Genomic DNA, 24,616 nt, shown 5'->3' with positions numbered 1-24,616 from the left:
CGGTACGTGCCGGGGTGTCCGGGTGGGGGACGACCTTTCGACCGAGAGGCTGACCCTGCGATGTCCAGACTGCTCGCCGCCCTCACCACCGTCACGGTCGCGGCCCTGCTCGCCGTGGGCGCCGCGCTCGGTGCCGTCGCCCTGCTCGAGGCGCCCCCGGACCAGCCGAACACCCCGCTGATCACGTACGGACACGCCGGCACGGAGCGCTGAGACGTGACCCGACGCCCGGGAACCGTCACCACCCGCTCGGCCTGGTACGACGTACCGCGCTTCCAGGTACGCCAGTTCGCCGCGCTCGCCATGGCGGAGGCGCCGGTGCTCGCCGAGGAGATCCTGCGGGAGATCCGCCGTGAGTACCCGCACCTGCCGGTCGTCCTCGACGACTCCGGCGAGCCGATGGCGCTGGTCGGCATCCGCCGCGCCATCGAGGTCTTCGTGCAGCACCTGGAGACCGCCGAGGGCCGTCCCCGCGTCCCGCCCGGAGTCTTCCAGGAGTTCGGGCGCGGCGAGGGCCTGCACGGCCGCAGCCTCGACTCGCTCCAGGCGATCTACCGCCTGGGCGTACGGCTCGCCTGGCGCCGTTTCGCGGAGATCGGCCAGCGCGTCGAGATCCCGCCCCCGGCGATGTACGAACTCGTCGACGCCGGCTACGAGTACCTCGACGGACTGGTGGACCAGTCGGTGCGCGGCTACGCGGAGGCGGCGGCACGCCAGGCGGGCGAACGGCTGCGCCTCCAACGCCGCCTGATGGAGCTGCTGTTGTCGGAACACCACCGGGGCGACCCCGGTGAGGCGCTCACCGAGCGGGCGGCCCGGATCGGCTGGCCGCTGCCCGAGAAGGTCTCCGTGGGAGTCCTGCTGCGCCCGGCCCGTGAAGCCGTCGCCCCCGCCGTCAGCCAGGGCGTGCTGCTCGACATGGAGTACGAGCAGCCCCGCATGGTCGTGCCCGACCCCGACGCGGCGGGCCGCCCCGAACTCCTCCACCGCGCCCTGACCGGCTGGTCCGGCGCGATCGGGCCGCCCGTGCCGCTGCCCGACGCCGCGAAGTCGCTGCGCTGGGCCGAGGCCGCGGTGCGGCTGATGGAACGGCGGCTGCTGCCCGGCGGGGAGGTGCTGCACTGCACGGAGCACACCGAGGCGCTGGTGCTGCTGCAGCCGGAGGAGCTGATCGACGACCTCGCGTTACGGTGCCTAGCGCCGCTCGCGCACTGCGGGCCCACCCACGGCCGGCGTCTGGCGGAGACCATGCTGGCATGGCTGGAGACCCGCGGCGGCGCCCCCGAGGTGGCCGCGCGCCTGGGCGTCCACCCGCAGACGGTGCGGTACCGCCTCCGGCAGATACGGGAGTTGTGGGGCGACGGGATCGATGATCCGGACCGCCGCTTCGAGCTGGAGCTGGTGTTACGGGCTCAACGGCTCCGCGGCGAACTGGGCGACCCGCGGGGCCGCCGCTGAGTGCCGCTCCGTCGAGCGCTCCTCATTCACCGCCGGCCCGCGTCCTTGCGCTGGAGCGCACTCCAACTCGTAATGTTGCGGCCTCCCGCACGACGACTCCAAGGAGAGACGCATGCGACACCGCGTTCTGGGCGGAACCGGCATCGAGGTCAGCCCCTACTGCCTCGGCACCATGATGTTCGGTCACGTCGGCAACGCCGACCACGACGAGTGCGTCAGAATCATCCACGCCGCGCTCGACGAGGGGATCAACTTCGTCGACACCGCCGACATGTACTCGGGCGGCGAGTCGGAGACCATCGTGGGCAAGGCGCTGAAGGACCGCCGGGACGACGTGGTGCTGGCGACCAAGGTCCACTTCCCCATGGGCGACGGCCCCAACCGGGGCGGCAACTCCCGGCGTTGGATCGTCCGTGAGGTGGAGGACAGCCTGCGGCGGCTGGGAACGGACTGGATCGACCTGTACCAGGTGCACCGGCCGGACCACACGACCGACATCGAGGAGACACTCTCGGCCCTGACCGATCTCGTACGACAGGGCAAGATCAGGGCGTTCGGCTGCTCCACGTTCCCCGCGCACGAGATCGTCGACGCGTACCACGTGGCCGACCGCCGCGGCCTCCAGCGGTTCCGCACCGAGCAGCCGCCCTACTCGCTGCTGGCCCGAGGCGTCGAGAAGGATGTGCTGCCGGTGGCGCGGCGCCTGGGCATGGGGGTGCTGACCTGGTCCCCGCTGGCCTCGGGGTTCCTGACCGGCCGCTACCGCAAGGGCCGGGCCCTCGATCTGAGCACCGGACGTCCCACCCTGACCCCGGGCCGCTTCGATCCGTCGGCGCCGCTCACCGCCGCCAAACTGGACGTGGTCGAGCAACTCGTCGCCGTGGCCGAGGAAGTGGGCTGTTCGCTGCCGGAGCTGGCCGTCGCCTTCCCGCTCGCCCACCCGGCCGTCACGTCGGTGATCATCGGCCCGCGCACGATGGAGCACCTGCGGAGCACGCTCAAGGGCGCGTCCGTGACGCTGGACGACGCCGTCCTCGACCGGATCGACGAGATCGTGCCGCCCGGAACCGACGTCTACCCGCCGGACGGCGCCTGGACCCCGCCCTCACTCACGCAGCCCGAACTCCGGCGCCGCACGGCCGAATCCAGGCCCGCCGCCTGACACGCCCCGACCGCATGGCGCGGTGATGTCCGCGGTCCGTGCACCTCGTGCTCACCGCGCCTCCTGGGCGGCCAGTTCGCCGGAGCAGGTGGCCCGGCCGAACTTCCCGGCGGCGGTGGCACTTTGGACGTGCTGGCCCCGGATGGCGAGCGCGCAGCGGAGCTGGCCGCCCTTCTCGCCGAGGGTGATGCCGACGAGGGGTTCCGTGCCCAGGGGGACCTCGACGGTCTTGCGCCAGGGCAGGTCCGCGGCGTCCACCGTGACGGTCTTTCCGGTCGCGCCGCGGGCCTGGTAGGTGATGTCGGCGGTGCCGGTACCGGTGACCTCGTAGGTCACCTCGGCGGTGGGCACGCGGTGCTCCTGCGCGCCTCCCTCGTCCTCGCCGTTGAGTACGCCGTACAACACCAGCCCGCCACATGCGGCCAGTACCGCGCCCGCGATGATCAGCCCGGTGCGGTCGGGGCGGGGGGAAGCGGATTTCTGTGGTGGCTCGGATTCTCCGGATTCCAGCAGAGCTGTGGTGGATTCCCCGGCTGTAGTGCCCATGAGCTGCCCCCTCGAAATCAGAAATTCTCCGAATGCCTGATGCACGTCCGAGCGGGTTATACACGCCGCTGTGACGGATGGCCAGCGGCCGGAGATTTCGGACATCATTCCTCCTCTTTGTGTCCGCTTTGCCGCCCCTTTGGTGTCAATCGCCGCGCATTGTCGGACCGCTTGACGTGGTGTCTTCCGGGTGATTACAAACCTCGGCGCCGCTGCCGAAACTCCCGTCCGTGCAGGTGGGGATGGACGTCAGCGGCCGCGTTTCGGCACTGATGTCCGAGGGAAAGGCTTGGCGTGAGACCCAGATTGGGCAGGCTCATTGCGTGCCTTGTGGTATCCGCGGTGGCGAGTACCGCACTACCACAGGTCGCTTATGCCGCACCCGCCTCCGACGGTGACGACGAGGGAATCGTCGACACCATCAAGGGCTGGTTCACGGATGACGACGGAAAGGAACTCGACAAACCTCCGTCCCATGATGAACTGGAGGTGGCCGACAGGCAAAAAATTCCGGCGCAGAAGAAGGCGCCGAAAGCGAAGAGGGTCAGGGAGCTCACGAAGCGCCGGACCCCCACCGCTCGCTTCTGGCAGCTGTCCGACGGCCGTGTCCAGGCGGAGCTGTCGGCGGCGCCGACGTCGTACCGTTCCGGATCCGGCAAGGGCAGGAAGGCCGCCTGGAAGTCGATCGACACGGCGGTGCGCGCGTCGGAGGCGAAGGGCTTCCGGCTCGCCAACACCACCAACACCGGCCGCAGCTGGTTCGGCGAGGACACGGACCGGCTGGTGCGGTTCGCGTCGGAGGACGGCCGCTCGGTCACCCTCGGTGTGCAGGGCGCGGGTGACCGTCTGAAGCCGTCGGTCAAGGGCTCGACGGTCACGTACGAGGACGCGGTGCACGGCGCCGATCTGCAGTACGCGGTCGGCCGTGGCCGGGTGAAGGAGAACATCACCCTGGCCGAACGCCCTGACGGGCCACTGAAGTTCACCTTCACCCTCGCGACCGACGGGCTGGTGCCGAAGGCCCGCAAGGACGGCTCGATCGCGCTGTACGGCGAGCTGCCCCACACGCCGGTGATGGTGATCCCCGCGCCCTACATGACCGACGCGAAGAAGGCGGACAAGTCCGTCTTCGGGAAGACCTACAGCACCAAGGTCACCCAGAAGCTGACCCGGGACGGCAAGAACTGGAAGCTGACGGTCACACCGGACGCGAAGTGGCTGGCGGCGAAGGAGCGGCAGTACCCGGTGGTGATCGACCCGACGATCACGATCGCGCCCTCTCCCTCGGACTCCCAGGACACCATGGTCCTGTCGGATCAGCCGACGACCAACTTCAACACCACGTGGAAGCTGTCGGCCGGCCGGACGTCGAGCACGGCGAACGCCCGCTCCCTGGTCAAGTTCCCGCTGGACGAGATCCCCTCGGGCACGAAGGTCGACTCGGCCCGCTTGGAGATGTACTTCGACCAGGCGCACACCACGGCCACCACGGACACCCAGATCAGCGTGTACCGGGCCACCGGCGCCTGGGACGAGTCCACGGCGACCTGGAACAACACCAGTTCACTGGTGGGTGAGCAGTCCTCCACCACCGTGCAGGTCGACGACACGGACGCGGGCGCGGCGGCGGTCGGCGTCTGGACGACCTCGGGCACCACGAGCAACGCGGTCGGGGGCACCTTCCGCTCCAACCTCGACTCGATCACGGGCGACAGCTTCACCTGGCCGGTCAGGGTGCCGGAGACGGCCACCTACCGGGTGGACGCGCACTACGTGCAGGGTGCCAACCGGGCCACCAACGCCCCCTACACGGTGACGTCCGCGGGCGGTGCGACCAACACCTACACCGTCAACCAGACCTCCGGCTCGGGCGGGGTGTGGACGTCCCTGGGCGGAAGCGGCAACGAGCTGAGCTTCAACAAGGGTGGCGCCTACAAGGTGGACCTCAAGGACACCGGAGTGTCGAGCAGCCAGGCGGTGATCGCGGACGCGGTGCGGCTGGTCGACCCGGCGAAGATCACCAAGTCGTCCGGGCAGTACAACCGGTGGCACAGCTTCCCCGTCGGCGACACGGTGCAGCAGTGGGTGGACGGCACGGCCACCAACAACGGCTTCGTGCTGAAGGCCACCGACGAGGCGAACAACCCGCTGGGCGGCCCGCGCTACGAGTCCGGTGACGGCGACTACGGCGGCGAGACGGCGACCATCCCGCGGCTGACGGTGACGTACGGCAAGGTCGGTACGGCACTCGACTCGCCGACGGTGGTGCACTCCACGGGCCCGGAGCTGAGCTGGAAGGCGTACAGCAACACCACGGGCGACCCGAACCTCAACATCGCCGAGTACCAGCTGCACCGCTCCACGCAGCAGGCGTTCACGCCGTCCGCGGCGACGCTGGTGGCGCCGATCGACAAGTCGGCGACGGCGTACACGGACACCACGGCGACCCCGACGCCCGACTCGTCGGCGGCGGAGATCGGGCGGTCGTACTACTACCAGATCGTGGTGAAGACGGAGGACGGCCAACTGCTGGGCTCCCCGACCCGCATCGTCGGAGTACCCAAGGCCGGCCGCACGATGAAGCTGATCCAGGGCACCGCGGGAGGCGTCACCGACTCCACACTGTCCTCGACCCAGCCCACGACCAACCAGGACGCCGTCCAGTCCGCCGGAGCGGGTCAGGCCTGGATGACGGTGGGCAACAACTCGCCGACCTACGGCAAGACCCGCGCCGTGATGAAGTTCCCCACGAGCGCCCTGCCCACCACCGCCACGGTGCTGGAGTCCAGGCTGTTCCTGTGGGGCGCGGAGACCACCACCGACACCGACGGCGCGATCTACGAACTCCACGGCCTGACCAAGGACTTCGGCGAGACGACGACCACCTGGAACAACGCGACCTCCTCGACGGCGTGGACGGCGGCCGGCGGTGACTTCTCGTCGACCGTGTCCGACACAGTCGCCTCGGTCTCGGAGGTGGGACGCCACTGGTGGGACGCCACGTCACTGACCCAGGGCTGGGTGAAGACCCCGACGTCCAACAAGGGCGCGCTGATCAAGCTGAAGGACGAGAGCGCCACGGGCCCGCAGGAACGGACCGTGTTCCTTGCCTCGGAGACCTCCGACCAGCAGGTCGGCCCGCTGCTGCGCGTGATCTACGTCGACTCCACGACCGAGGACACGTACTACGCGCCGCAGACCCCGGCCCGAATGACCCCCAACTCCACCTACACGGTGAACTTCACGGTCACCAACACCACGAGCTCGGCCTGGGCGAGCGGCGAGCGGCAGCTGTCGTACACCTGGAAGCTCCCGGACGGCACGGACGTGACGACCGGCGGAAACCAGCTCTCCACGGCGATCCCGGCCCTGTCACCCGGCCAGTCGGCGACGATCCAGGCGCAGGTGAAGACGCCGATCAACTCCGACTCCGGCAACAAGCGCACGGACTACGTCCTGGGCTGGGACGTGAAGAAGGTCTCCGACGGCAGCTGGTTGTCCGCCGGAACCGGCGGCATCCCGTCCCTGAAGCAGAACGTGGCGGTGGAGGACCCCACCTCCAACAGCCTCGGCCTGGAGAAGTTCTACTCCTACACGGGCAAGAACACGGGCGCCGGCTCGACGGTGATGAACAACCTCGCCTCGGGCAACAGCGTGTGGTCGTACAACGCGTTCAGCAACCCCGGCCGCGGCCTGACGTCGTTCGCGCGGTTCTCGTACAACTCGCTGGACACGAGCGACACCGTCTCGGGTGCGGGCTGGTCGGCGCAGCTCGCGGGCCCGATCCGGCTGGGCGCCCCGCTGGACTTCCACCCGAACCCGAACGCCAACGCGACGGAGATCCGCCTTCCGGACGGTGACGGCACGACGCACGTCTTCACCAAGCAGGCCGACGGCACGTGGAAGGCCCCGGCTGGCGTCCACTACAGGATCACGATGAAGACGGGTCTGGACTGCACCCCGGACAAGGACCCGGTCCCGGACGCCTGGACACTCCTGCGCCCCGACGGCACGCGCTTCTTCTTCGGCTGCGACGGCTACCTGACGTCGGTCGTCGACAAGAACGGCAACACGCAGACGTACACGTACGAGGAGCGCAAGTCCAACAACAAGCCGACCAAGTTCCTCAAGTACGTCACCGACCCGGCCGGCCGGCGATCGCTGACGGTCGACTACTACGACAAGTCCGAGGCGCCCTTCCCGAAGGTCGAGGACCACGTCCAGTCGATCACGGACATCTCGGGCCGCGAGCTCACCTTCGAATACTCCGACAAGGCGCTGCTGACGAAACTGACGGATGGTGCGGGCTCCGCGCAGCCGAAGGTCTTCAACTTCACCTACGACGCCACCCAGGGCAACAAGAACGTCAAGCTGGTCACGGTCACCGACCCGCGTGGCCATGACACCAAGCTGGCGTACAACGAGCCGCAGTCCGGCGACGACCCGAAGTACCACTGGTGGACGAAGACGATCACCGACCGTCTGAACGGCGACACGGGCTTCGCGTACGCGGCCAACGCCACGAACACCACGTTCACCGACACCACGGTCACCGACGCCGAGACGCACGCGACGAAGTACGTCATGGACGACTTCGGCCGTCCCGTGCAGAACACGAACGCCAAGTCCGAGACGACGAAGATGTCGTGGGACGCGGACAACAACGTCACGTACCTGGAGGAGGCCAACGGGGCCAAGACCGCGTACTGCTACGACCAGAAGACGGGCTACCCGCTCTGGCAGCGCGACGCGGAGAACAACAAGACCGGGGTCCCGGACCAGACGACCACCTGCGTGGCGGACACCACCAAGTGGCCGGTGAACGCGTCGAAGTACGAGTACCAGACACGCGCGGACGGATACTCGGCCGACCTGTTCCGCAAGACCTCCCCGGAGGGCCGCGCCTGGCAGTTCGGCTACGACGGCTTCGGCAACCTGACGACGGTCACCGACCCCAAGGGTGTCGCGACCACCACGGTCGCCGGTGACTACACCACGTCGTACACCTACGACTCCTACGGTGAGCTGACCAAGGCCACCGACGCGAACGGCAACGCGACCAACTACAGCGGCTTCGGCCCGACCGGCTCCCCGGCCACGATCACCGACGCTCTGAGCAAGTCCACGTCGTTCGTGTACGACGAGCGCGGCCAGGTCAAGCAGGTCACCGACGCCAACCAGAAGGTGACCACGCAGACGTACGACACGTACGGGCGTCCGCTGGTCAAGACGGTGCCCAAGGACCAGGCGGCGGGCGTGCTGATCACGACCCCGGAGCCGGAGTACGACGCGAACGACAACGTCACGAAGTCGACGGCGCCGAACGGAGCGGTGTCAACGGCGGTGTACGACGCGGCGGACCAGATCACCTCGGCCACGGCGCCCAAGGACACCTCCACGTCGGACGACCGGGTGACGACCTACACGTACGACAAGGTCGGCAGCCTCAAGACGACGACGGAGCCCAAGGGCACGCTGACGACGTCGGATGCGACGGACTACGTCACGACGAACACCTACAACCCGATCTACCAGATCACGTCGGTGGTGAACGCCGCCGGTGACAAGATCAGCTACGAGTACGACAACGTCGGCAACGTCGTCACGGTCATCGACCCGAAGAAGAACGCGACGACCGACACCACCGACTACACCGCCAAGTCGGCCTACGACCTGGACCACCGGGTCACGACCGTCACGGACGCGGCCGGCAAGACGACGAAGAAGGCCTACGACAAGGACGGCCTGGTCGTCTCCGCGACGGATCCGGAGAACAACACCACGCTCATCACGTACGACGAGCGCGGCAAGGCCACTCAGGTGCAGGTCCCGCACTCGGGCACCGCGCCGATCACCTACAACACGACGAAGTACGAGTACGACCAGGTCGGCAACACCACCAAGGTGAACACGCCGCGTGGCACGGCGACGGCCACGGCGGACGACTTCACCGGGCGCACCGAGTACGACGCGCTGAACCGGCCGGTCAAGCAGTACCAGCCGTACGACCCGAGTTCGGGCGACGCCCGCTACAACAACCCGAACGTCTACACCCAGACGTTCTACGACGCGGTGGGCAGGGTCTCCAAGACCTCGCTGCCACCGTCGGAGGGTCAGACGGTCCGCAACGACACCACCTACGGCTACTTCGACAACGGCTGGGTGAAGTCCGCGACGGATCCGTGGGACATCAGCACCACCTACGACTACAACGAGCTGGGTGAGCAGACGGCCCGGACGCTCACGTCGGCGGGCGGTTCCTCGAACCGCACCATGTCGTGGTCGTACCACCCGGACGGCAAACTCAAGTCGCGTTCGGACGACGGTGTGCCGGTCGGTAGCGGGGTGGTGCTGGTCGACAACTCCGACACCCAGAACACATCCTCCACCGGCACCTGGACCAAGGCGGACATCACCGGGCAGCAGGGCTACGACCACGCCACGCACGCGGCGGGCACGGGCACGGATGCCTTCACCTGGACGCTGAACATCCCCAAGGACGGCACCTACGCCGCGTACGTGAAGTTCCCGCAGGTGACCGGCGCCGCCACCGCGGCGAAGTACACCGTCACGCACAAGAACGCGCAAGGTCAGGACACCACGACCGACAAAACCCTCGACCAGAGCACGGGCACCGGCACCTGGGTCTCGCTCGGCTCGTACAGCTTCAAGCAGGGCAACGACGCCAAGCTCCAGCTGTTCCAGAACAGCGCCGGCAAAGTCGTCGCCGACGCGGTGAAGCTGGTGCGTGACACCACCGGTGAGGTCGACAACGAGAAGAAGACCTTCGCCTACACCTACGACGCCAACGCCAACCTCACCAGGATCGACGACACGTCGTCCGGTGCGAAGACCGACGCCTACACGGTCGCCTACACGGGCCTGAACCAGGTCCAGAAGGTCACCGAGTCGCTGGCCGGCCAGGAGAAGAAGTCGACGTCGTACACCTACGACGCCGACGGCCAGCCGGACACGATCACCCACCCCGACCAGTTCTCCAAGTACACCTACGACCTGCGTGAGCTGGTCAAGACGGTCTCGGTCGGCAAGTCCGCGACGGACGCGAGCCCGAAGGTGACGTCGTACACGTACACCGACCGCAGCCAGAAGCTGAAGGAGACCAAGGCCAACGGCAACACCGTCGACTACACCTATTACCTGGACGCGGCCCTCAAGTCCACGACGGAGAAGAAGGCGGGCGGCACTCTCGTCGCCTCGCACACCTACGCCTACGACCCCAACGGGAACAAGGCGCAGGACGTGGCGCAGAAGATGAACGCCGACAACCACGCGGCGTACCTGTCGTCCACCACGGACTACACCTACGACCCGGTCGGCCGCCTGACGAAGGCGGTGAAGACGGGCAACGGAGCGGGCACCGAGACGTACGTCCACGACAACAACGCCAACGTCATCAGCCAGACGGTGGGCGGCACCACAACCAACTACACCTACGACCGCAACCGCCTGCTGAGCGCCGGCATCGTTGGCGGCCTGACGGCGAACCACAACTACGACCCGTTCGGCCGCCAGGAATCGGTCACCTCCGACGGAAAGATCATCTCGCGGAGCGTGTACGACGGCTTCGACCACGTCATCGAGTCCCAGCAGGCGGACTCCGCGGGCGCGCTGAAGTCGACCACGTACACCTACGACCCGCTCGACCGCACCGCCTCCAAGACGGCGGACGGCAAGACGACGGACTTCGAGTACCTGGGCCTCTCGTCCGAGGTGCTGGACGAGAAGGTCGCCGGCACGCTGACCAAGTCCTACCAGTACAGCCCGTGGGGCCAGCGCCTGTCGCAGATCAAGTACAACAGCGACGGCACGACCGAGGACGGCTACTACGGCTACAACGGCCACACCGACGTCGAAACCCTCACGGACGACAACGGCGACACCAAGGCGACGTACGGATACACCGCCTATGGCAAGGACGACACCTCAGAGTTCACCGGCATCGACAAGCCGAGCCCCACGGACCCGACCAAGGAGGCCTACAACCCCTACCGGTTCAACGCCAAGCGGTGGGACGCCCAGTCCGGTACCTACGACATGGGCTTCCGGAACTACGACCCGGGGCTCAACCGGTTCACCACCCGGGACATGTACAACGGCGCCCTCGCCGACATGAACCTCGGCGCGGACCCCTTCACCGGGAACCGCTACGCCTTCACGGGCGGAAATCCGATTTCGGGCATTGAACTCGATGGTCATACCTCGGTTGATGCCTTGTGCGACGGCGTCGAGGGCTGCAACGCCACCACGGTCGGCCGGAACCAAGGAGCCGAAGCCGAGGACCCGTGGTACAAGGACCTCAGCGGGAACCACGACACGGCAGTCGGGATGGCGACCACCTGGCTCAAGTCCCACTACCCGGGCGACGACTTCGACAACGAAGTGCGGATCGACGAAGGGTCGGCCAAGGGCAACGGCGAGTACGGCTGGGCCGACATCGTCCGCTGGGGCACGGACCGGGTCGAGGTCTGGGAGGTGAAGCAGGCGGGCGGCCCAGCAGAGAAGGCAGGTCCCGCTCAGCTGGCGAGGTACATCGAGCAGCTTCAGGAGATGCTGGAGGCTTCCGGGGACAACAGAATCGTTGTGGCGGGCGCTGACATCGTTCCTGAACTCGGTCCCACTCCGAGCCTCAGCAATCCCAACAAGATGATCACAGCCAGATCCACGACGGGAGGCATCATCACCTACGACGTCAGCGAGGACGACGATGATCCGGTACCCACGCCACGGGTGACCACGACTCCCTCGCCGTCGGCCCTGCCCTCGCCCACCCCGATCCCGATCAGCGGCAAACGTCCGGAGTGGGTCAGGACTCGTCCGCTGTACCAGCCGAAGCCGGACCTTGTTCCGGCAGCCACTGTGGCCGACGGCGGATCGTCCCTGTCAGGGATGCTGAATTCCCTTGGCGATTGGTGGCACAGGAACGTCGAACTCCATGACTGGTCGAACAGCCCATTCACTCCGACCAGTCCTGTGGGACCCCTCCCGATGCCACTTCCGATAGTGCCGTAGGTTATCCCTGGATTTTGCCCCCTCGTCGTCAAGTTGTACCGACGGCGAGGGGGCAAATCTGTAGGATGATTTTATGGTCTGCTACACTTTCGTCCGCTGACTCGCAGGCTGAAAACTTGTAACCAACAGTGAGGTGTTGCGTGGCCGAGGGTGGATTCGTGGTGCGCGGCGAGATCGATGTCGAGTTTCGTTCCGAGGCCGAGTACTCGGACAGCATGAGGAAGTGGTTCGAGGGTGCGCTGCGTGACCTCTTCCCCGCTGAATTGGGGGCCATTCTCAGCGGGCCTCCCCTCGACCCGAAGGGGATGCGTGGAGGTCCGCTCGGCCCTCCGGAGTCCTGGTGGGGCTTCTGCGGGGTGACCGAGCGGGTCGGGCGCAATCTTCGCGATTCGGCCAGGGTTATTTCTGAGAAGAACCTCGATTGGTTCTACCGCAAGGTCTCCAGTGGCCCCTTCTCCGCTGAAGTCGGTATCTCCAGGCTGGGCGACGATGGTAGCCCCCGGCTCCGGTTGGCCCGACTCACGGTCGAGCGCGTGGAAAAGGCAGAATCGTGGGTGCGTCTCGGCTGTAACATTCCCGAGGATTCCCTGCGCGACCCCGTATTCCAGGGAGCCTTCCTGCGCTTTATGAAGAACCAGGCGAACACGCTGGACCCGTCATTCGGTCACATCACTCACCTTTACACTCTGGGAAAGACGCCACTGGAGACAGTGCTGGGCCCGCCCTGGCTTCTTCCGAAAAAGACGGTACCCGAGAGCCGACAGTTCCTTCGCGGCTACAGCTGGGTCACGGTATGCCCGAAGGAGCTTTCCGCAACTGTGGGCGGGAAACAGGCGTTGCTTGATTCCAGAGCCTTCCACGAAGTTGAGGAACTGGCCGGCGGATCGATCTGGCTACAGGCCGGCCCGGACTTCGCGGCATACGACGACGGCCAGGCCCGAGCGGTCTGGGCGGCGGTATCGCCGGCGCTCCGCCCCGGCACACCCCAGCGCTTCGAACCCCTCCCGACCGATCCGCCCCTCCATGTGGTGTACGAAGACGCGCGCGACGCGAAGTCCTGACCAGATGGGGTGTCACCGAGGTCTTTCAGCGCGGCCACTGACCGGGTGACGGCGTAGGCGCCCGCAACGGACAAGGCTCCCGTGCCGTTGAGGGAGGTGTTCGACGTCTCAACTCGCCAGAAGGCCGTGCGCGAGGGTGTGACCGAGTCGAACGAGGGGGCATTCGAGGGCACCATCACGCTTCCGGCTGGTGTGACGGGGTCGTGAAGGCGCGGGTCCACAGGCGGGACGCCAGGTTCTACTTACCGGCCGGCGCTTCGGGCAGTGGCGAGTGGCCGATCGGGGCGCGCATGCGGTTCGGGCTCCATTCGTAGGTCATGGGGGCGGTCTCGACCACCTCGCTCGGCCAGGTCTGCCGAAGGCGGCTCAGCCTGGCTCGGTGGTCCTCGATCCAGTTTGCCGGTGGCCGGAGCCAGAGCAATGTGGAGAGCCGGTCGGGGTCGTCGATGGTCACGGCCACGGACTGATCCTCGTTGAGGTGGATGCCGAGATACAGACCCCGGTCTCCGCCGATCACCGCATCGCCGCCCGGCACCAGTCCTTCGAGCGCGTGCTCCCAGGTGGAGAGATTCCGCTGGGAGAGGTGGAGCTCGAGGCGTGCGTCGAGGAAGCTCGTGGACGCCACGACGTCAGCGCGCAGAATGTCATGCCCGGTCAGAACGCCGGGCTGAGAACGCCCGGTTACGCGAACGACGCAACGGTCGCCGTCTGCGTCCGTCGCGTCCACCAGGTGAATCAGGTCGACTGGTTCCGGTTTACCCGCAGCGTGCCTCCAGTGTGCCTTCACTCGGCCAAGACGCTCCTTTGCGCCCGCGCTCACTCGCTCACCCTGTCCTTCTGCGCCGGCAGGTACGCCGGCTCACCGCGCGAGTCTCCTGCATGTCCTTCACGGCAACTCCCTGAGGCGTCGCGTTCTGCGACGTTGAGACCTTCGTGTGAGAAAGGTGTGACGTTTGCGTTCGACGGTGCGCTAGGTCGATGGGAGGGCGGACAACCGTTTTCCACAAGCGACTTGGGGGGCGGGGGACATGCCCAGAGAGATGCCCGGAGACATGCCTGGAGAGATGGCCGGAGCAGAGACGCAGCAGCCGACCGCACGCGTGATGCGGCAGCACGCCGGCCGGTTCGTCACACGGGTGACCGCGAGGAACCGGCTGCCGCTGGACTACTCGGTCGCCAGCCTGCGGGTCGTCGACTTCCTGGTCGACGGATTGCGCAAGGGCAAGGTGGACCGGGAACGCGTGGCCGGGACGCTGTTCGGGCTCGGGGCGTACGTCGGTGAGGTGCTGGTGCGCCGGGCCGGCGCGGTCTGGGTGGACTTCGACGCCCAGCAGCGGGCGTACTTCGGGCAGCCGGCCGGGGTGCGAATGCCGGACGGGCGGGTGTGGAATCCGCTCGGCAAGGTGGTGAACCGTTTCGAGGCGGGCCAGGAGGAGTCGTTGCAGACCTTCTATCTGCTGCTGCACGGGAGGGCCCGGCAGGAAGCCTCGTGAGTCCCCGGCCGGGCTCGGCTCCGGACCCCGCCTCATCCGATCGCGATCCTCGGGTGCGCCGACGGCCTGATCCATCCCATGATCCGGTCCGCGGTCGCCCGGGGGACCGAGACGCAGCCCGCCGTGGCGCCGCTCCCGTTTGAGGGGCCGGGAAGCGCCGGCCGCGATCCGCGCGGCGGCACGACGACATGGCCGCTCGGCGAAGACACCCGGCAGCCGCGAAACGTCGTGCGGAGGAACCGAAGCGGGTTTTAGTCAGGACGCGGAAGCTGCGTCAAGCAGCCCGGCAAAGGGGACGAAAGGGGAGGTCGGGGTGTCGCTCGCCCGCAACCCCGGCGTTACCGGGCCATTGCCCGGCCGAGCCCATGTGATTAGCCTGTGTTCGTCATGCCGATCGACTGTTGAAATCTCGAACGCAGTCACCAAGGACGTAAGGGAGGGGGCCGGTCGTGGGACGCCTCGTACCAGCCGTGACCAGGGCTCTCGACATACTGGAGCTTTTCCTGGACGGGGACGGCACGCTGTCCGCCCCGGACATCGTGCGCAAGCTGCAGCTCCCGCGCACCACCGTGCACGAGCTGGTCACCACGCTCGCCGCCCGGTCGTACATCGTCCCGGTACCGGGACAACCGGGACGTTACCGGCTCGGCGTACGTCCTTACCAGCTCGGGAGCCGTTACGCCGAGCAGCTCGACCTCGCCGCCGAGGGCCAGCAGGTCGCCCGGTCCGTCGCCGAGACGTGCGACGAGACCGTGCACGTGGCGATCCTGGAGGGCACGGACGTCATCTACATCGCGAAGGTCGACTCCACGCACGCCGTCCGCATGGTGTCCGCCGCCGGACGCAGGCTGCCCGCGCACTGCACCTCGGTCGGCAAGATGCTCCTCGCCTCCCTCCCCGAGCACGAGCTCACCGCCCGCATCCCCGACGACGCGGACCTGGTCCGGATGACGCCGAACAGCATCAGCGACCCGGCCGACCTGCGCGAGGCCCTGACCGAGATCCGCCGGCGCGGCATCGCGGTGGAGAGCCGCGAGTCCAACCCGGACGTCTCCTGCGTGGCCGCCCCCGTCCACGACCGCACCGGCCGCGTCGTGGCCGCCCTCTCCATCTCCGTCCCCATGATCCGCTGGAGCGACGAGCGCCGCGTCGAGCTGGAGCAGCTCGCGGCCAAGGGTGCGGCGGAGCTGTCGGAGCACCTCGGATACCGGAGCGTGGCATGACGACGTACGAGTACGAGATAGCGGTACGGGAGCACGCGGCCCTCGGCGAGGGCCCCACCTGGGACACCGCAGCCCAGCGGCTGATCTGGATCGACATCCTCGGCTCCCGGGTCCACACCTACGACCCCGCCTCCGGCCGCCGCACGGTCATGGCCACCGAACAGCACGTGGGCGCCGCGAAGCCGCGCTCGGGCGGTGGGCTGGTGCTCAACCTCCGGGACGGCGTGGGCCTGCGCGACGCCGACGGGACCTTCCGCTGGCTGCACCACGAGCCGGTCCCCGGCCGCCGCGCCAACGACGCCGCCGTGGCGCCCGACGGCTCCCTCTGGGCGGGCACCATGCGCTACGACGAGGCCCCCGGCGGCGGCACCCTGTCCCACCTCACGCCCGACGGCACGGTCAGCACCGTCCTCGACGACGTCGCCGTCAGCAACGGCATCGGCTGGAGCCCGGACGGCCGCCTGATGTACTACATCGACTCCCCGACCCGCCGCGTCGACGTCTTCGACGTGGGCGAGGGGCAGCGGATCTCCGGCCGGCGCCCGCTGGCGACCATCGAGGACGGAGCCGGCTTCCCCGACGGCCTCACGGTCGACGCCGACGGCTGCGTCTGGGTGGCCCTCTGGGACGGCGGAGCGGTCCGCCGCTACACCCCCGACGGCACCCTCGACCGCGTCATCCCGCTCCCCGCTCCCCGCCCCACCGCCTGCGCCTTCGGCGGCCCCGACCTGACGGACCTCTACATCACCACGGCCACCACAGGCCTGACCTCCCCACCCCCACTGTCGGGTTCACTCCTGGTGATCCCGGGCGCGGGCAAGGGCTTGGAGCAGCGAGCGTTCGCAGGCTGAGGGGACGCCCCGTAAGGGGCGCGGGGAACTGCGCGGTTTTTAAGGGGCGCGGGGAACTGCGCGACCAGCCACAGCGGACCCGCACCCGGACACAACTCCCAACCCCCACGGCGCTCACCCGCATCGTGGGGGCCCGGGGTCACAGGCCCACAACCTTGAGCTCCTCCGCGGTCAACGGCGGCCCCGCCAACGGCGCCCGCAAGGGACCGACCGCCGCGGCCAACACCACACTCGGCGCAAGAAGAACCTCCGCCCCCCGCTCCAGCGAGGTCACATCCGTAAGACGCCGGGCGACCCGCCCGTTCCCCGTGGCCGTACGCAGCAACCGGTCGACGTACGACGCGAGCAACCGCTCTCGCAGGGTCGGCCCGTCCTTCGTGGCTCCCGGATAGAACACGTCCTGCCCGATGGCCAGGTCCCAGGCCGCGCCCACCGGCCGGGCCACCGCCTTCTGGAGGTGGCGGGACAGCCCCGGCGTGCCCCACCCCTGACGGTGGATCACCGAGCGGAGCGCCCCCGCGCTCTGGGCGGCGACCGACATGCCGTGCCCGTAGACCGGGTTGAACGCGGCGAGCGCGTCGCCGAGGACGGTGAAGTTGTCGGGCCAGGCCGGCATCCGCTCGTAGAACCAACGCCGGTTGACGGTCGCGCGGGTGAACGCCACGTCGGTCAACGGCTCGGCGTTCGCGAGGAGTTCACCGACCAGCGGGTGGCGGACCTCCTCCAGCGCGAACCGTACGAAGTCGGCGCCCGTCGACGGGGGTTCGCCGCCCCGGGTGCCGGAGAGGGTGACGAGCCACTGGCCGTCCTCGATGGGCAGCAGCATGGCGCCCCGTCCGGGGCCCCCGGTGCGTGGGTCGGCCTGCACGTTGACGACGGGGTAGGCGCCCCTGGCGTGCTCGGGGGCGCGGTAGACGCGGCTGGCGTACGCGAGACCGGAGTCGACCACCCGCTCCGCGGGTGCGGGCAGCCCGAGTTCGGCCAGCCACCGCTGCGCCCGGGAGGCGCGGCCGGTGGCGTCGACGACCAGGTCGGCGGTGAGGGTGCGCTCCGTGCCGTCGTCCCCGCGGACACGAACCCCGGTGACCGCGGCGGACGTGCCCTCCAGCCCCAGCACCTCGGTGCGCTCGATCCGGTGGACACGGTCGTCGTCGAGGGCCTGTGCGCGGATCGTGGCGTCCAGCAGGTCCCGGCCGCACAGCAGCAGATGGTGTGACTCGGGCCAGCGCCGGAACCAGCCCTGCGGGGACAGCGCGACCATGTCCGTGGTGACCGCCAGCCGGTGTGCCCCGGCCGCCAGCAACTGCTCGGTGGTGCCGGGCAGAAGCTCCTCGACGGCCCGGGCGCCGCCGGACCAGAAGATGTGGGCGTGACGCGCCTGCGGCAGACCGCGGCGGGGCTGGGGGCCGTCGGGCAGGGCGTCCCGCTCGACGACCGTCACCGAGTGCGCGTACCCGGCGAGGGCGCGGGCCGCGAGCATCCCGGCGAACGACCCGCCGAGGACGACGGCGGACCGGGAGGGACGGGGACGATCAGTCATCTGCGGGGCACGCTCTCTGCTGTCGCGGCCGCCCGGGTGCGGACGGCGTCGATCTCTTCGGTGTGGCGGAGGACCCGGGACACGGCCTCGATCTCCCGCAGGAGGTCGGAGGTGTCCGGGGAGGCCGGGGTGTCGCCGTCGACCGGGCACTGCCGTGCGGCGAAGGCGTCCTGGATCGTCACGGCGGCGGCGAGCGCCCGCGCCCGGGCGGGCGTGTGGCCGAGGGCGAGGGCGGCGGCGTACGACCTGTGCCGCAGGTCCTCGTCGAAGTGGCGGGCCAGCTGCAGCAGGACATCGCGGATGAAGGTCTCGCGGCGCGTCAGGCGCAACTCCGGGCTGGCCCGCACGGTGAAGGGCACCCCGGAGCCGGTGAAGGTCCGCAACAGCAGGTACAGGGGCCGCAGCCGCCAGTGGCCGAGCCGCACCCGCCAGCGGCCGTGCAGGTACTGGCCGGCGTGCGGAAGGATGAAGCCGACCGCGACCAGGATGGCGGAGAGGGCGGCAACGGGCGGGGCCAGGTCCGTGGACAGCCAGTCCAGGTCGTGGCCGGTCCAGCGGGCGACGACGGCGGTGATCTTGGCGGCGTCGTAGACCAGGTTCAGCGCGTACCCGACGCCGAGGGCCTTCAGACCCCAGCGCAGCCAGGCGTCGAGTCCGTCCGTGCGGACCCAGTTGCGCACCAGCCGGTAGGTGATCAGGACGGCCACGGTGTGCGCGAGGAGGTAGAGGACGATCTCCTCACGCATGAAGGGCGTGGTGGCGTAGTACGTGTCGAGGTCGCGCAGCCGCTCCACGGGGGTGTCCGCCAGCGCGAACAGGATCCACAGGGTGCCGATCACCGCGCTGTAGACGCCGACCACCCACCGCATGGCGCGGCGGGTCGCCGCGGAGCGGTCGGACAGCCCGCCCCGCCACGCGACGATCAGCAGCAGACAGGACGCGCAGAACGCGGTGATCAGGGAGTAGACCCAGGGCGCCGAGAAGTTCGGCACGCCGGTGAGCCGGTTCATCCGGGCGATGTTCCCCGGCACCGCGAAGGCGAAGACCGCGCAGGCGAGCAGCAGGAGCCCACCGACGGCGCGCAGCAGCGGGTCCCTCCACAGCTTGATGATGCTGGGCAGCTTGATGACGAGGGCGGCGGTGAGTACCGCCGTCGGTATCCAGAAGGAGATGTAGAGCTCGCCGAGGAAGCCGGAGGGGTCCAACGCCAGGTGCTGTGTCACCGAACCCGTGGGGAGACCCGCCGCCGGGGCCGTCGTGGCGGTCATCTCCGTGGCCCGCTCTGCGGCCCGCCCTGCGGCCTGCTCCGTGGCCCGCCGTAACCGAGGTATGTCTGGAGGGCTTTCCGGACGGGGTCGGCCGGCCCCTGGCCACCTGGCCCCTGGCCGCCGGATCCCTGGTCGCCGGGCCCCGAACCGGCCATCCACGTACGGAGGTCGGCCGCGAGCCGGTGACCGAAGTCCTCGGCCTCGCGTTCGTCGGCCTCGTGCGAGCCGTTGCGGGCGGCGACCGCGAGCGCGTGCTCCCGCCAGCCGGGCTCACCGGCCAGCGCGCGGACGGCCGCGGCACCGGCCACGTGGTGGTGGCAGTGCCCGGCGTGCATGTGCCACAACTCGTGGCCGAGGATGACCAGTTGCTGCACGGCCTCGGCGCGCTCCTCGACGATGACCAGGTCGAAGTCCTGGAACTCCAGCCAGAGCCCGGTGACCTCGATCTCGTCCGGGAACCGCTCGAACCGCAACTCGACCCGCCGCCCGCCCCTGCGCTCACTCATCGCCTCGCACAGGGCCAGGCACAACTCCCGTGAACCGACCGGCCCCTGGACCCGCGACTGGAGCCCGGCGGTGAGGTCCGCCGCGAGGTCCCGCATCCCGGCCCCGGTCCGTGAGGCGGCCAGGGCGGCCGCGATCCGGGCGCCGGCCCGGGTGCCCGCGAGTGCGCCGACGGTCCGGGCGACGGCGCCACGAGTACGCCCACGGGTACGCGAACCACCGCCGCTCACCGGGCCTCCACCCCTTCGTCCTCGCCGTCCCCGCTCAACAGGCCCTCCAGCATCACCGCGAGTGCCTCCTGCTTGCGCGGGGTCAGACGGTGGCCCGCGCGCAGGGCGAGGGTGACGACGCCGTGACGTGTGGCGAGCTTCAGGAGAGGGCCCTGGTCGTCCCGGGCACCCTCCAACTCCCCGAGGACACGTCCCAGTTCCCTGTTCAGCGCGGTGGCGGCGGAGTCGGTGAAGAACATGGTGCCGTGCGCGACGCCGAAGAACCGGGCGAGCTCGGTCAGATCGCGCACGTTGGGCATCTTCTTGCCGAGGAGGAGCTGCCGCGCCCACTCGGGGCTGATCCCGAGCCGGTCCGCGACCTCCCTGCGCACGTCCGTCGTGCGCTTCCCGGTCCGGGCGAGATACGCCTCGTGCAGCGCGCGCACCCGCCCCCGCACCCGGTCGTCGACGGGCTCGTCCACCGGAGTGGCCCCGCTCAGCAGCGCCTCGACCTCGCTCTCGCGCAGGGCGGTTCTCCTGGAGAGGTCGGTCACGTCGAGGAGTTCACCCCGGGCGAGTCCGTTCTCGCTGATCCGCGCCTCGATGCGCGCGAGTGTCTCGGAAAGAGCAAGCACGGCCCGACAGTACGCGCCGGAGACCGTCCGCACCATGAATATCCAACGATCGTTGTCTGGCGCGGAACGATCGTTGATCCACCCGAAAAACCCGCCCGCCCCATTGACGCGCAAGCGCTTCGATTTTACGGTCCCGTCCGAAGTTACGGCCGATATTCGATATGTCGAACGGCAAGGGCTGAAACCGTAGACACCTCACACAGCAAGGGCAGGGAATGGGACGACCTGACCTGAGTCACCCGACTCGCAGACAGTTACTCACCACGGCAGGAGGCCTGGCGGTCGCCGGCAGCTTCGGCTTCGCCGCGCTCGGCAAGGGCGCCGACGCACTCGCCTCCAGCGCCCACACCCGCGTCCGCTACTGGAACCTCTTCAGCGGCGGCGACGGCTCCAACATGATCGCGATGCTGGACGCCTTCCGTAAGGAGCACCCCGACATCGCGGTGAAGGACTCCACCTTCCAGTGGGGCAACCCCTTCTACACCAAGCTCGCCATGGCGGCCGCGGGCAACCGCGCACCCGACCTCGGCGTCATGCACCTCGGCCGGGTCACCGGTTTCTCGCCCAGCCGCCTCCTGGACCCCTGGGACGTCGACCTGCTCGCCAAGTACGGCGTACGGGAGGCGGACTTCAACCCCGCGCTGTGGAAGCGCGCCGTCATCGACGGCAAGCTCTACGCCCTCCCGCTCGACATCCACGTCCAGCTCTGCTTCTACCGCAAGGACGTGCTGAAGAAGGCGGGGCTGCTCGGCGACGACGGCAGGATCGTGCCCGTGACGTCGGCCGACGAGTGGTTCGACGTACTCAAGGAGGCCAAGAAGGCCACCAAGAAGGGGCTGCAGACCATCGGCCTGTGGATCAACGACCAGAACTTCCAGTGGTGGTTCTTCGTCGCCTTCTACACCCAGCTCGGCGGCACCTGGTTCGACGCCGCCAACACCGAGGTCACCTTCGACACCGACAAGGCCACACGGGTCCTGGAGTTCCTGCGCCGGCACATCACCGACGGGTACGCCGACCCGGGCATGGGCTCCGTCGGCTCCGAACAGTTCATCAACGGCGCGCCCTTCGCGTGGGAGGGCAACTGGTCGGTGCCGGTCTTCAGCGGAGCGAAGCTCGACTACGGCGCGACCCCGCTGCCGCCCGTCTTCGGCAGGCAGGCCACCCACGCCGAGTCGCACGCCTTCGTCCTGCCGCACCAGTCCGAGCGCGGCGGCTCCGCCAACGAGGCCGCCCACCAACTCGCCGCCTACGTCGTCCAGCACGCCCAGCAGTGGGCGGCCGGCGGCCACATCCCCGCGTACACGCCCACCCTCTCCACGGCCGCGTACAAGAGGCTCGACCCGCAGAGCGAGTACGTGTCGGCCATGGATCACCAGGCCACCGAGCCGAAGGTGTGGTTCGCGGGCTCCACCGGCATCCTCGCCCAGCGCGTCGGCCCGATCGTCGTCTCCTCGACGATGGGCTCCGCCAAGCCGGACGGTGCCGCCCGACGGATGAAGGCCGCGCTCGTCCGGCTGCTCGGGATGAAGAACCCCATGGACGGCAGGACCGCCGCGCAGGGAGGTGCGGTCGCGTGACGACCAGCGTTCAGACAGGCATGGCGCCGGCGCGCGCGAAGACCGCCGCCGAGAGCGCCACCGTCCGCCGCAGACAGGGCTTCCAGCACGGCGGTTGGTTCGTCGCCCCGTTCCTGGTCCTGTTCACGCTCTTCGTGATCTGGCCGCTGCTGCGCGGTGTCTACCTCAGCTTCACGGACGCCAACATCTCCGGCGACGGCGCGAACTTCGTCGGCCTCGACAACTACCGTGAGGCCCTCCAGGATCCCCTGATGTGGGACGCGCTCGGACACAGCGCCTACTTCACGCTCCTGGTGGTGCCCTGCATCACGGTCCTCGCCTTCCTCCTCGCGATGCTCGCCCACCACATCGAGCGCGGCAAGTGGCTGTGGTGGCTGTGCTTCTTCGCGCCCTTCCTCCTCCCCTCCACCGTCGCGGGCAACCTGTGGCAGTGGCTGTTCAACCCCGGCACGGGCATGATCAACCACGTCTTCGGCATCGAGACGCCCTGGCTCACGGACAAGTCGTACGCCATGCTCGCCATCGTCATCACGACCCTGTGGTGGACCGTCGGCTTCAGCTTCCTGCTCTACCTCGCCGCGCTCCAGGGCATCCCCGGCCACCTCTACGAGGCCGCCAGGCTGGACGGCGCGAACGCCTGGCACCGCATGGTGCACATCACCCTGCCGATGCTGCGCAACATCACCGGCCTCGTCATCGCCCTGCAGATCCTCGCCTCCCTCCAGGTCTTCGACCAGGCCGTGGTGATGCTGGACTTCGGCCCCGGCCCAGAGGACTCGACGCGGACCTTCGTGCAGTACACCCTCGAACAGGGCTTCACCAGCTATCGCGTGGGCTACGCCTCCGCCATCTCCATCATCTTCTTCGTGATCATCGCGGCCGTCGCCCTCGCCCGGATGTGGCTGCTGCGCAACCGTGAGGAGGGCGCCCGATGACCACCGCCGCAGAGGTACGCGTCAAGCCCCGCAGGTCGTCCTGGACACCGAGCCAGATCATCCTCACCCTCCTCGGCGCGGCCGTCTCCGTGGTCTTCCTCGCGCCCTTCGCCTGGGGCCTGTTCACCTCGCTCAAGTCGGAGACCGAGGCCGTGGAGGTGCCGCCGCACTGGCTGCCGAAGGACTGGACGGGCCAGGCCTGGAAGGCCCTCTTCGAGACCGGCAACATCACCAACTGGTTCGTCAACTCCCTGGTCGTCTCCGTCTGCGTGACGTCCGTGGTGCTGAGCGTGAGCACGCTCGCCGGATACGGCTTCGCCCGCACCGAGTTCCGCGGCAAGGGCGTCCTGATGGGCGTGGTCATGGCGGGCCTGATGATTTCCCCACCGGTCCTCGGCGTGCCCTTGTTCACCACGGTCCAGCAGATGGGGATGGTCGACACCTACTGGGGCATGATCCTGCCGCAGTGCGCGCCCGCCGCGATGGTCTACATCCTCTACAAGTTCTTCCAGGGGATACCGAGAGAGCTGGAGGAAGCCGCGTTCATCGACGGTGCCGGACGCTGGCGGGTCTTCTTCACCATCGTGCTCCCGCTGTCGCGTCCGTCCCTCTCCGCCGTCGGGATCTTCACGTTCATCGCGTCCTGGAACAACTTCCTGTGGCCGTACATGGTGACCAACAACCCCGACCTGATGACCATGCCGAACGGCATCGCGACCGTCATGAACTCCTACGGCATCCAATGGGCCCAGCTCATGGCCGGCGGTCTGATGGCCGGCCTCCCCCTCGTGATCGTCTTCGTCTTCTTCCAGCGCCAGATAGTGTCCGGCATAGCCCACACGGGCCTGGCGGGCCAGTGACCCCATGAGACCTTCCTCGCCCCCGCCGCCCCTACCCGTCCCTCCCCGGGGCTCCGCCCCGGACCCCGCTCCTCAAACTCCCCCGGCTACCGCTGGGAGGTGCCCCCAAGGGGCTGAATTCCCTCCGGTCGGGGCTGGTTCTCGGGGCCGCGGGGATCTGCACGGTTTTCAGGGGCGCGGGGAACTGCGCGACCAGCCCCCACCCACCCGCAGCCAACCCACCCACCCCAGACACCCCCCACCCGGGGGCCTGGGGGCGGG

Annotated in this window: 17 protein-coding genes; 11 read left to right on the top strand and 6 right to left on the bottom strand. The window is 68.8% G+C overall.

Annotated features, from left to right (window positions below; all coding sequences use genetic code 11):
* Window positions 1-60: 60 nt before the first annotated feature.
* The 3 genes from AB0959_RS43545 (at window position 61) to AB0959_RS43535 (ending at window position 2,620) form a co-directional block, all read left to right on the top strand.
* A complete protein-coding gene (locus AB0959_RS43545) occupies window positions 61-213 on the top strand; it encodes a hypothetical protein (protein ID WP_366832405.1) in 153 nt (50 codons plus the stop codon).
* A 3-nt stretch (window positions 214-216) separates the two neighbouring features.
* A complete protein-coding gene (locus tag AB0959_RS43540; RefSeq protein ID WP_366832404.1) occupies window positions 217-1,458 on the top strand; it encodes a helix-turn-helix domain-containing protein in 1,242 nt (413 codons plus the stop codon).
* A 112-nt stretch (window positions 1,459-1,570) separates the two neighbouring features.
* Window positions 1,571-2,620, top strand: a complete 1,050-nt coding sequence (locus AB0959_RS43535) for an aldo/keto reductase (protein WP_366832403.1) — start codon at window positions 1,571-1,573, stop codon at window positions 2,618-2,620.
* Between the two features lie 51 nt (window positions 2,621-2,671).
* Here AB0959_RS43535 and AB0959_RS43530 read toward each other — a convergent pair whose 3' ends face one another.
* Entirely contained in the window at window positions 2,672-3,166 is a 495-nt protein-coding gene (locus tag AB0959_RS43530) for a hypothetical protein (RefSeq protein WP_366832402.1), read from the bottom strand.
* A 1,302-nt stretch (window positions 3,167-4,468) separates the two neighbouring features.
* Here AB0959_RS43530 and AB0959_RS43525 point away from each other — a divergent pair.
* Both AB0959_RS43525 and AB0959_RS43520 read left to right on the top strand, forming a co-directional pair.
* Window positions 4,469-12,196, top strand: a complete 7,728-nt coding sequence (locus tag AB0959_RS43525; RefSeq protein WP_366832445.1) for a DNRLRE domain-containing protein — start codon at window positions 4,469-4,471, stop codon at window positions 12,194-12,196.
* A gap of 140 nt (window positions 12,197-12,336) precedes the next feature.
* Entirely contained in the window at window positions 12,337-13,257 is a 921-nt protein-coding gene (locus AB0959_RS43520) for a hypothetical protein (protein WP_366832401.1), read from the top strand.
* Window positions 13,258-13,495: 238 nt separating this feature from the next.
* Here the strand turns inward: AB0959_RS43520 and AB0959_RS43515 are convergent, their stop codons facing one another.
* Window positions 13,496-14,044, bottom strand: coding sequence for a DUF5959 family protein (locus AB0959_RS43515; RefSeq protein ID WP_366832400.1), 549 nt, complete (start codon window positions 14,042-14,044; stop codon window positions 13,496-13,498).
* A 277-nt stretch (window positions 14,045-14,321) separates the two neighbouring features.
* On the opposite strand from AB0959_RS43515, the gene AB0959_RS43510 reads away from it, so the two are divergent.
* The 3 genes from AB0959_RS43510 to AB0959_RS43500 all read left to right on the top strand — a co-directional run bounded on the left by AB0959_RS43510 (window position 14,322) and on the right by AB0959_RS43500 (window position 16,824).
* Complete coding sequence (locus AB0959_RS43510) at window positions 14,322-14,750, top strand: hypothetical protein (protein WP_366832399.1); 429 nt, start codon at window positions 14,322-14,324, stop codon at window positions 14,748-14,750.
* Window positions 14,751-15,199: 449 nt separating this feature from the next.
* Window positions 15,200-15,973 carry an IclR family transcriptional regulator gene (locus tag AB0959_RS43505; RefSeq protein WP_366832398.1) on the top strand — a complete coding sequence of 258 codons (774 nt, stop codon included), beginning with the start codon at window positions 15,200-15,202 and terminating at the stop codon, window positions 15,971-15,973.
* A complete protein-coding gene (locus tag AB0959_RS43500) occupies window positions 15,970-16,824 on the top strand; it encodes an SMP-30/gluconolactonase/LRE family protein (RefSeq protein ID WP_366832397.1) in 855 nt (284 codons plus the stop codon). The genes AB0959_RS43505 and AB0959_RS43500 overlap by 4 nt, the downstream gene beginning before the upstream one ends.
* Window positions 16,825-16,963: 139 nt before the next feature.
* Here the strand turns inward: AB0959_RS43500 and AB0959_RS43495 are convergent, their stop codons facing one another.
* The 4 genes from AB0959_RS43495 to AB0959_RS43480 all read right to left on the bottom strand — a co-directional run bounded on the left by AB0959_RS43495 (window position 16,964) and on the right by AB0959_RS43480 (window position 20,980).
* Complete coding sequence (locus AB0959_RS43495; protein WP_366832396.1) at window positions 16,964-18,364, bottom strand: FAD-dependent monooxygenase; 1,401 nt, start codon at window positions 18,362-18,364, stop codon at window positions 16,964-16,966.
* A complete protein-coding gene (locus AB0959_RS43490; RefSeq protein WP_366832395.1) occupies window positions 18,361-19,632 on the bottom strand; it encodes an MAB_1171c family putative transporter in 1,272 nt (423 codons plus the stop codon). The genes AB0959_RS43495 and AB0959_RS43490 overlap by 4 nt, the downstream gene beginning before the upstream one ends.
* Window positions 19,629-20,273, bottom strand: a complete 645-nt coding sequence (locus AB0959_RS43485) for a toxin-antitoxin system, toxin component family protein (protein WP_366832444.1) — start codon at window positions 20,271-20,273, stop codon at window positions 19,629-19,631. The genes AB0959_RS43490 and AB0959_RS43485 overlap by 4 nt, the downstream gene beginning before the upstream one ends.
* A gap of 89 nt (window positions 20,274-20,362) precedes the next feature.
* Window positions 20,363-20,980, bottom strand: a complete 618-nt coding sequence (locus AB0959_RS43480) for a helix-turn-helix transcriptional regulator (protein WP_366832394.1) — start codon at window positions 20,978-20,980, stop codon at window positions 20,363-20,365.
* 215 nt (window positions 20,981-21,195) lie between these two features.
* Here AB0959_RS43480 and AB0959_RS43475 point away from each other — a divergent pair, with 215 nt between their 5' ends.
* From AB0959_RS43475 to AB0959_RS43465, 3 genes are read left to right on the top strand one after another with little or no spacing between them, the layout of a single operon-like run.
* Window positions 21,196-22,560 carry an extracellular solute-binding protein gene (locus AB0959_RS43475; RefSeq protein ID WP_366832393.1) on the top strand — a complete coding sequence of 455 codons (1,365 nt, stop codon included), beginning with the start codon at window positions 21,196-21,198 and terminating at the stop codon, window positions 22,558-22,560.
* Window positions 22,557-23,495, top strand: coding sequence for a sugar ABC transporter permease (locus tag AB0959_RS43470; RefSeq protein WP_366832392.1), 939 nt, complete (start codon window positions 22,557-22,559; stop codon window positions 23,493-23,495). Before AB0959_RS43475 ends, AB0959_RS43470 begins: the two co-directional genes overlap by 4 nt.
* Entirely contained in the window at window positions 23,492-24,355 is an 864-nt protein-coding gene (locus AB0959_RS43465; protein ID WP_366832391.1) for a carbohydrate ABC transporter permease, read from the top strand. The genes AB0959_RS43470 and AB0959_RS43465 overlap by 4 nt, the downstream gene beginning before the upstream one ends.
* Window positions 24,356-24,616 lie beyond the last annotated feature (261 nt).

This window comes from Streptomyces sp. NPDC046862 (assembly GCF_040704615.1).
In the GTDB taxonomy this organism is placed as follows: Bacteria; Actinomycetota; Actinomycetes; order Streptomycetales; family Streptomycetaceae; genus Streptomyces.
This window is presented reverse-complemented; position numbering and strand designations above follow the sequence as displayed.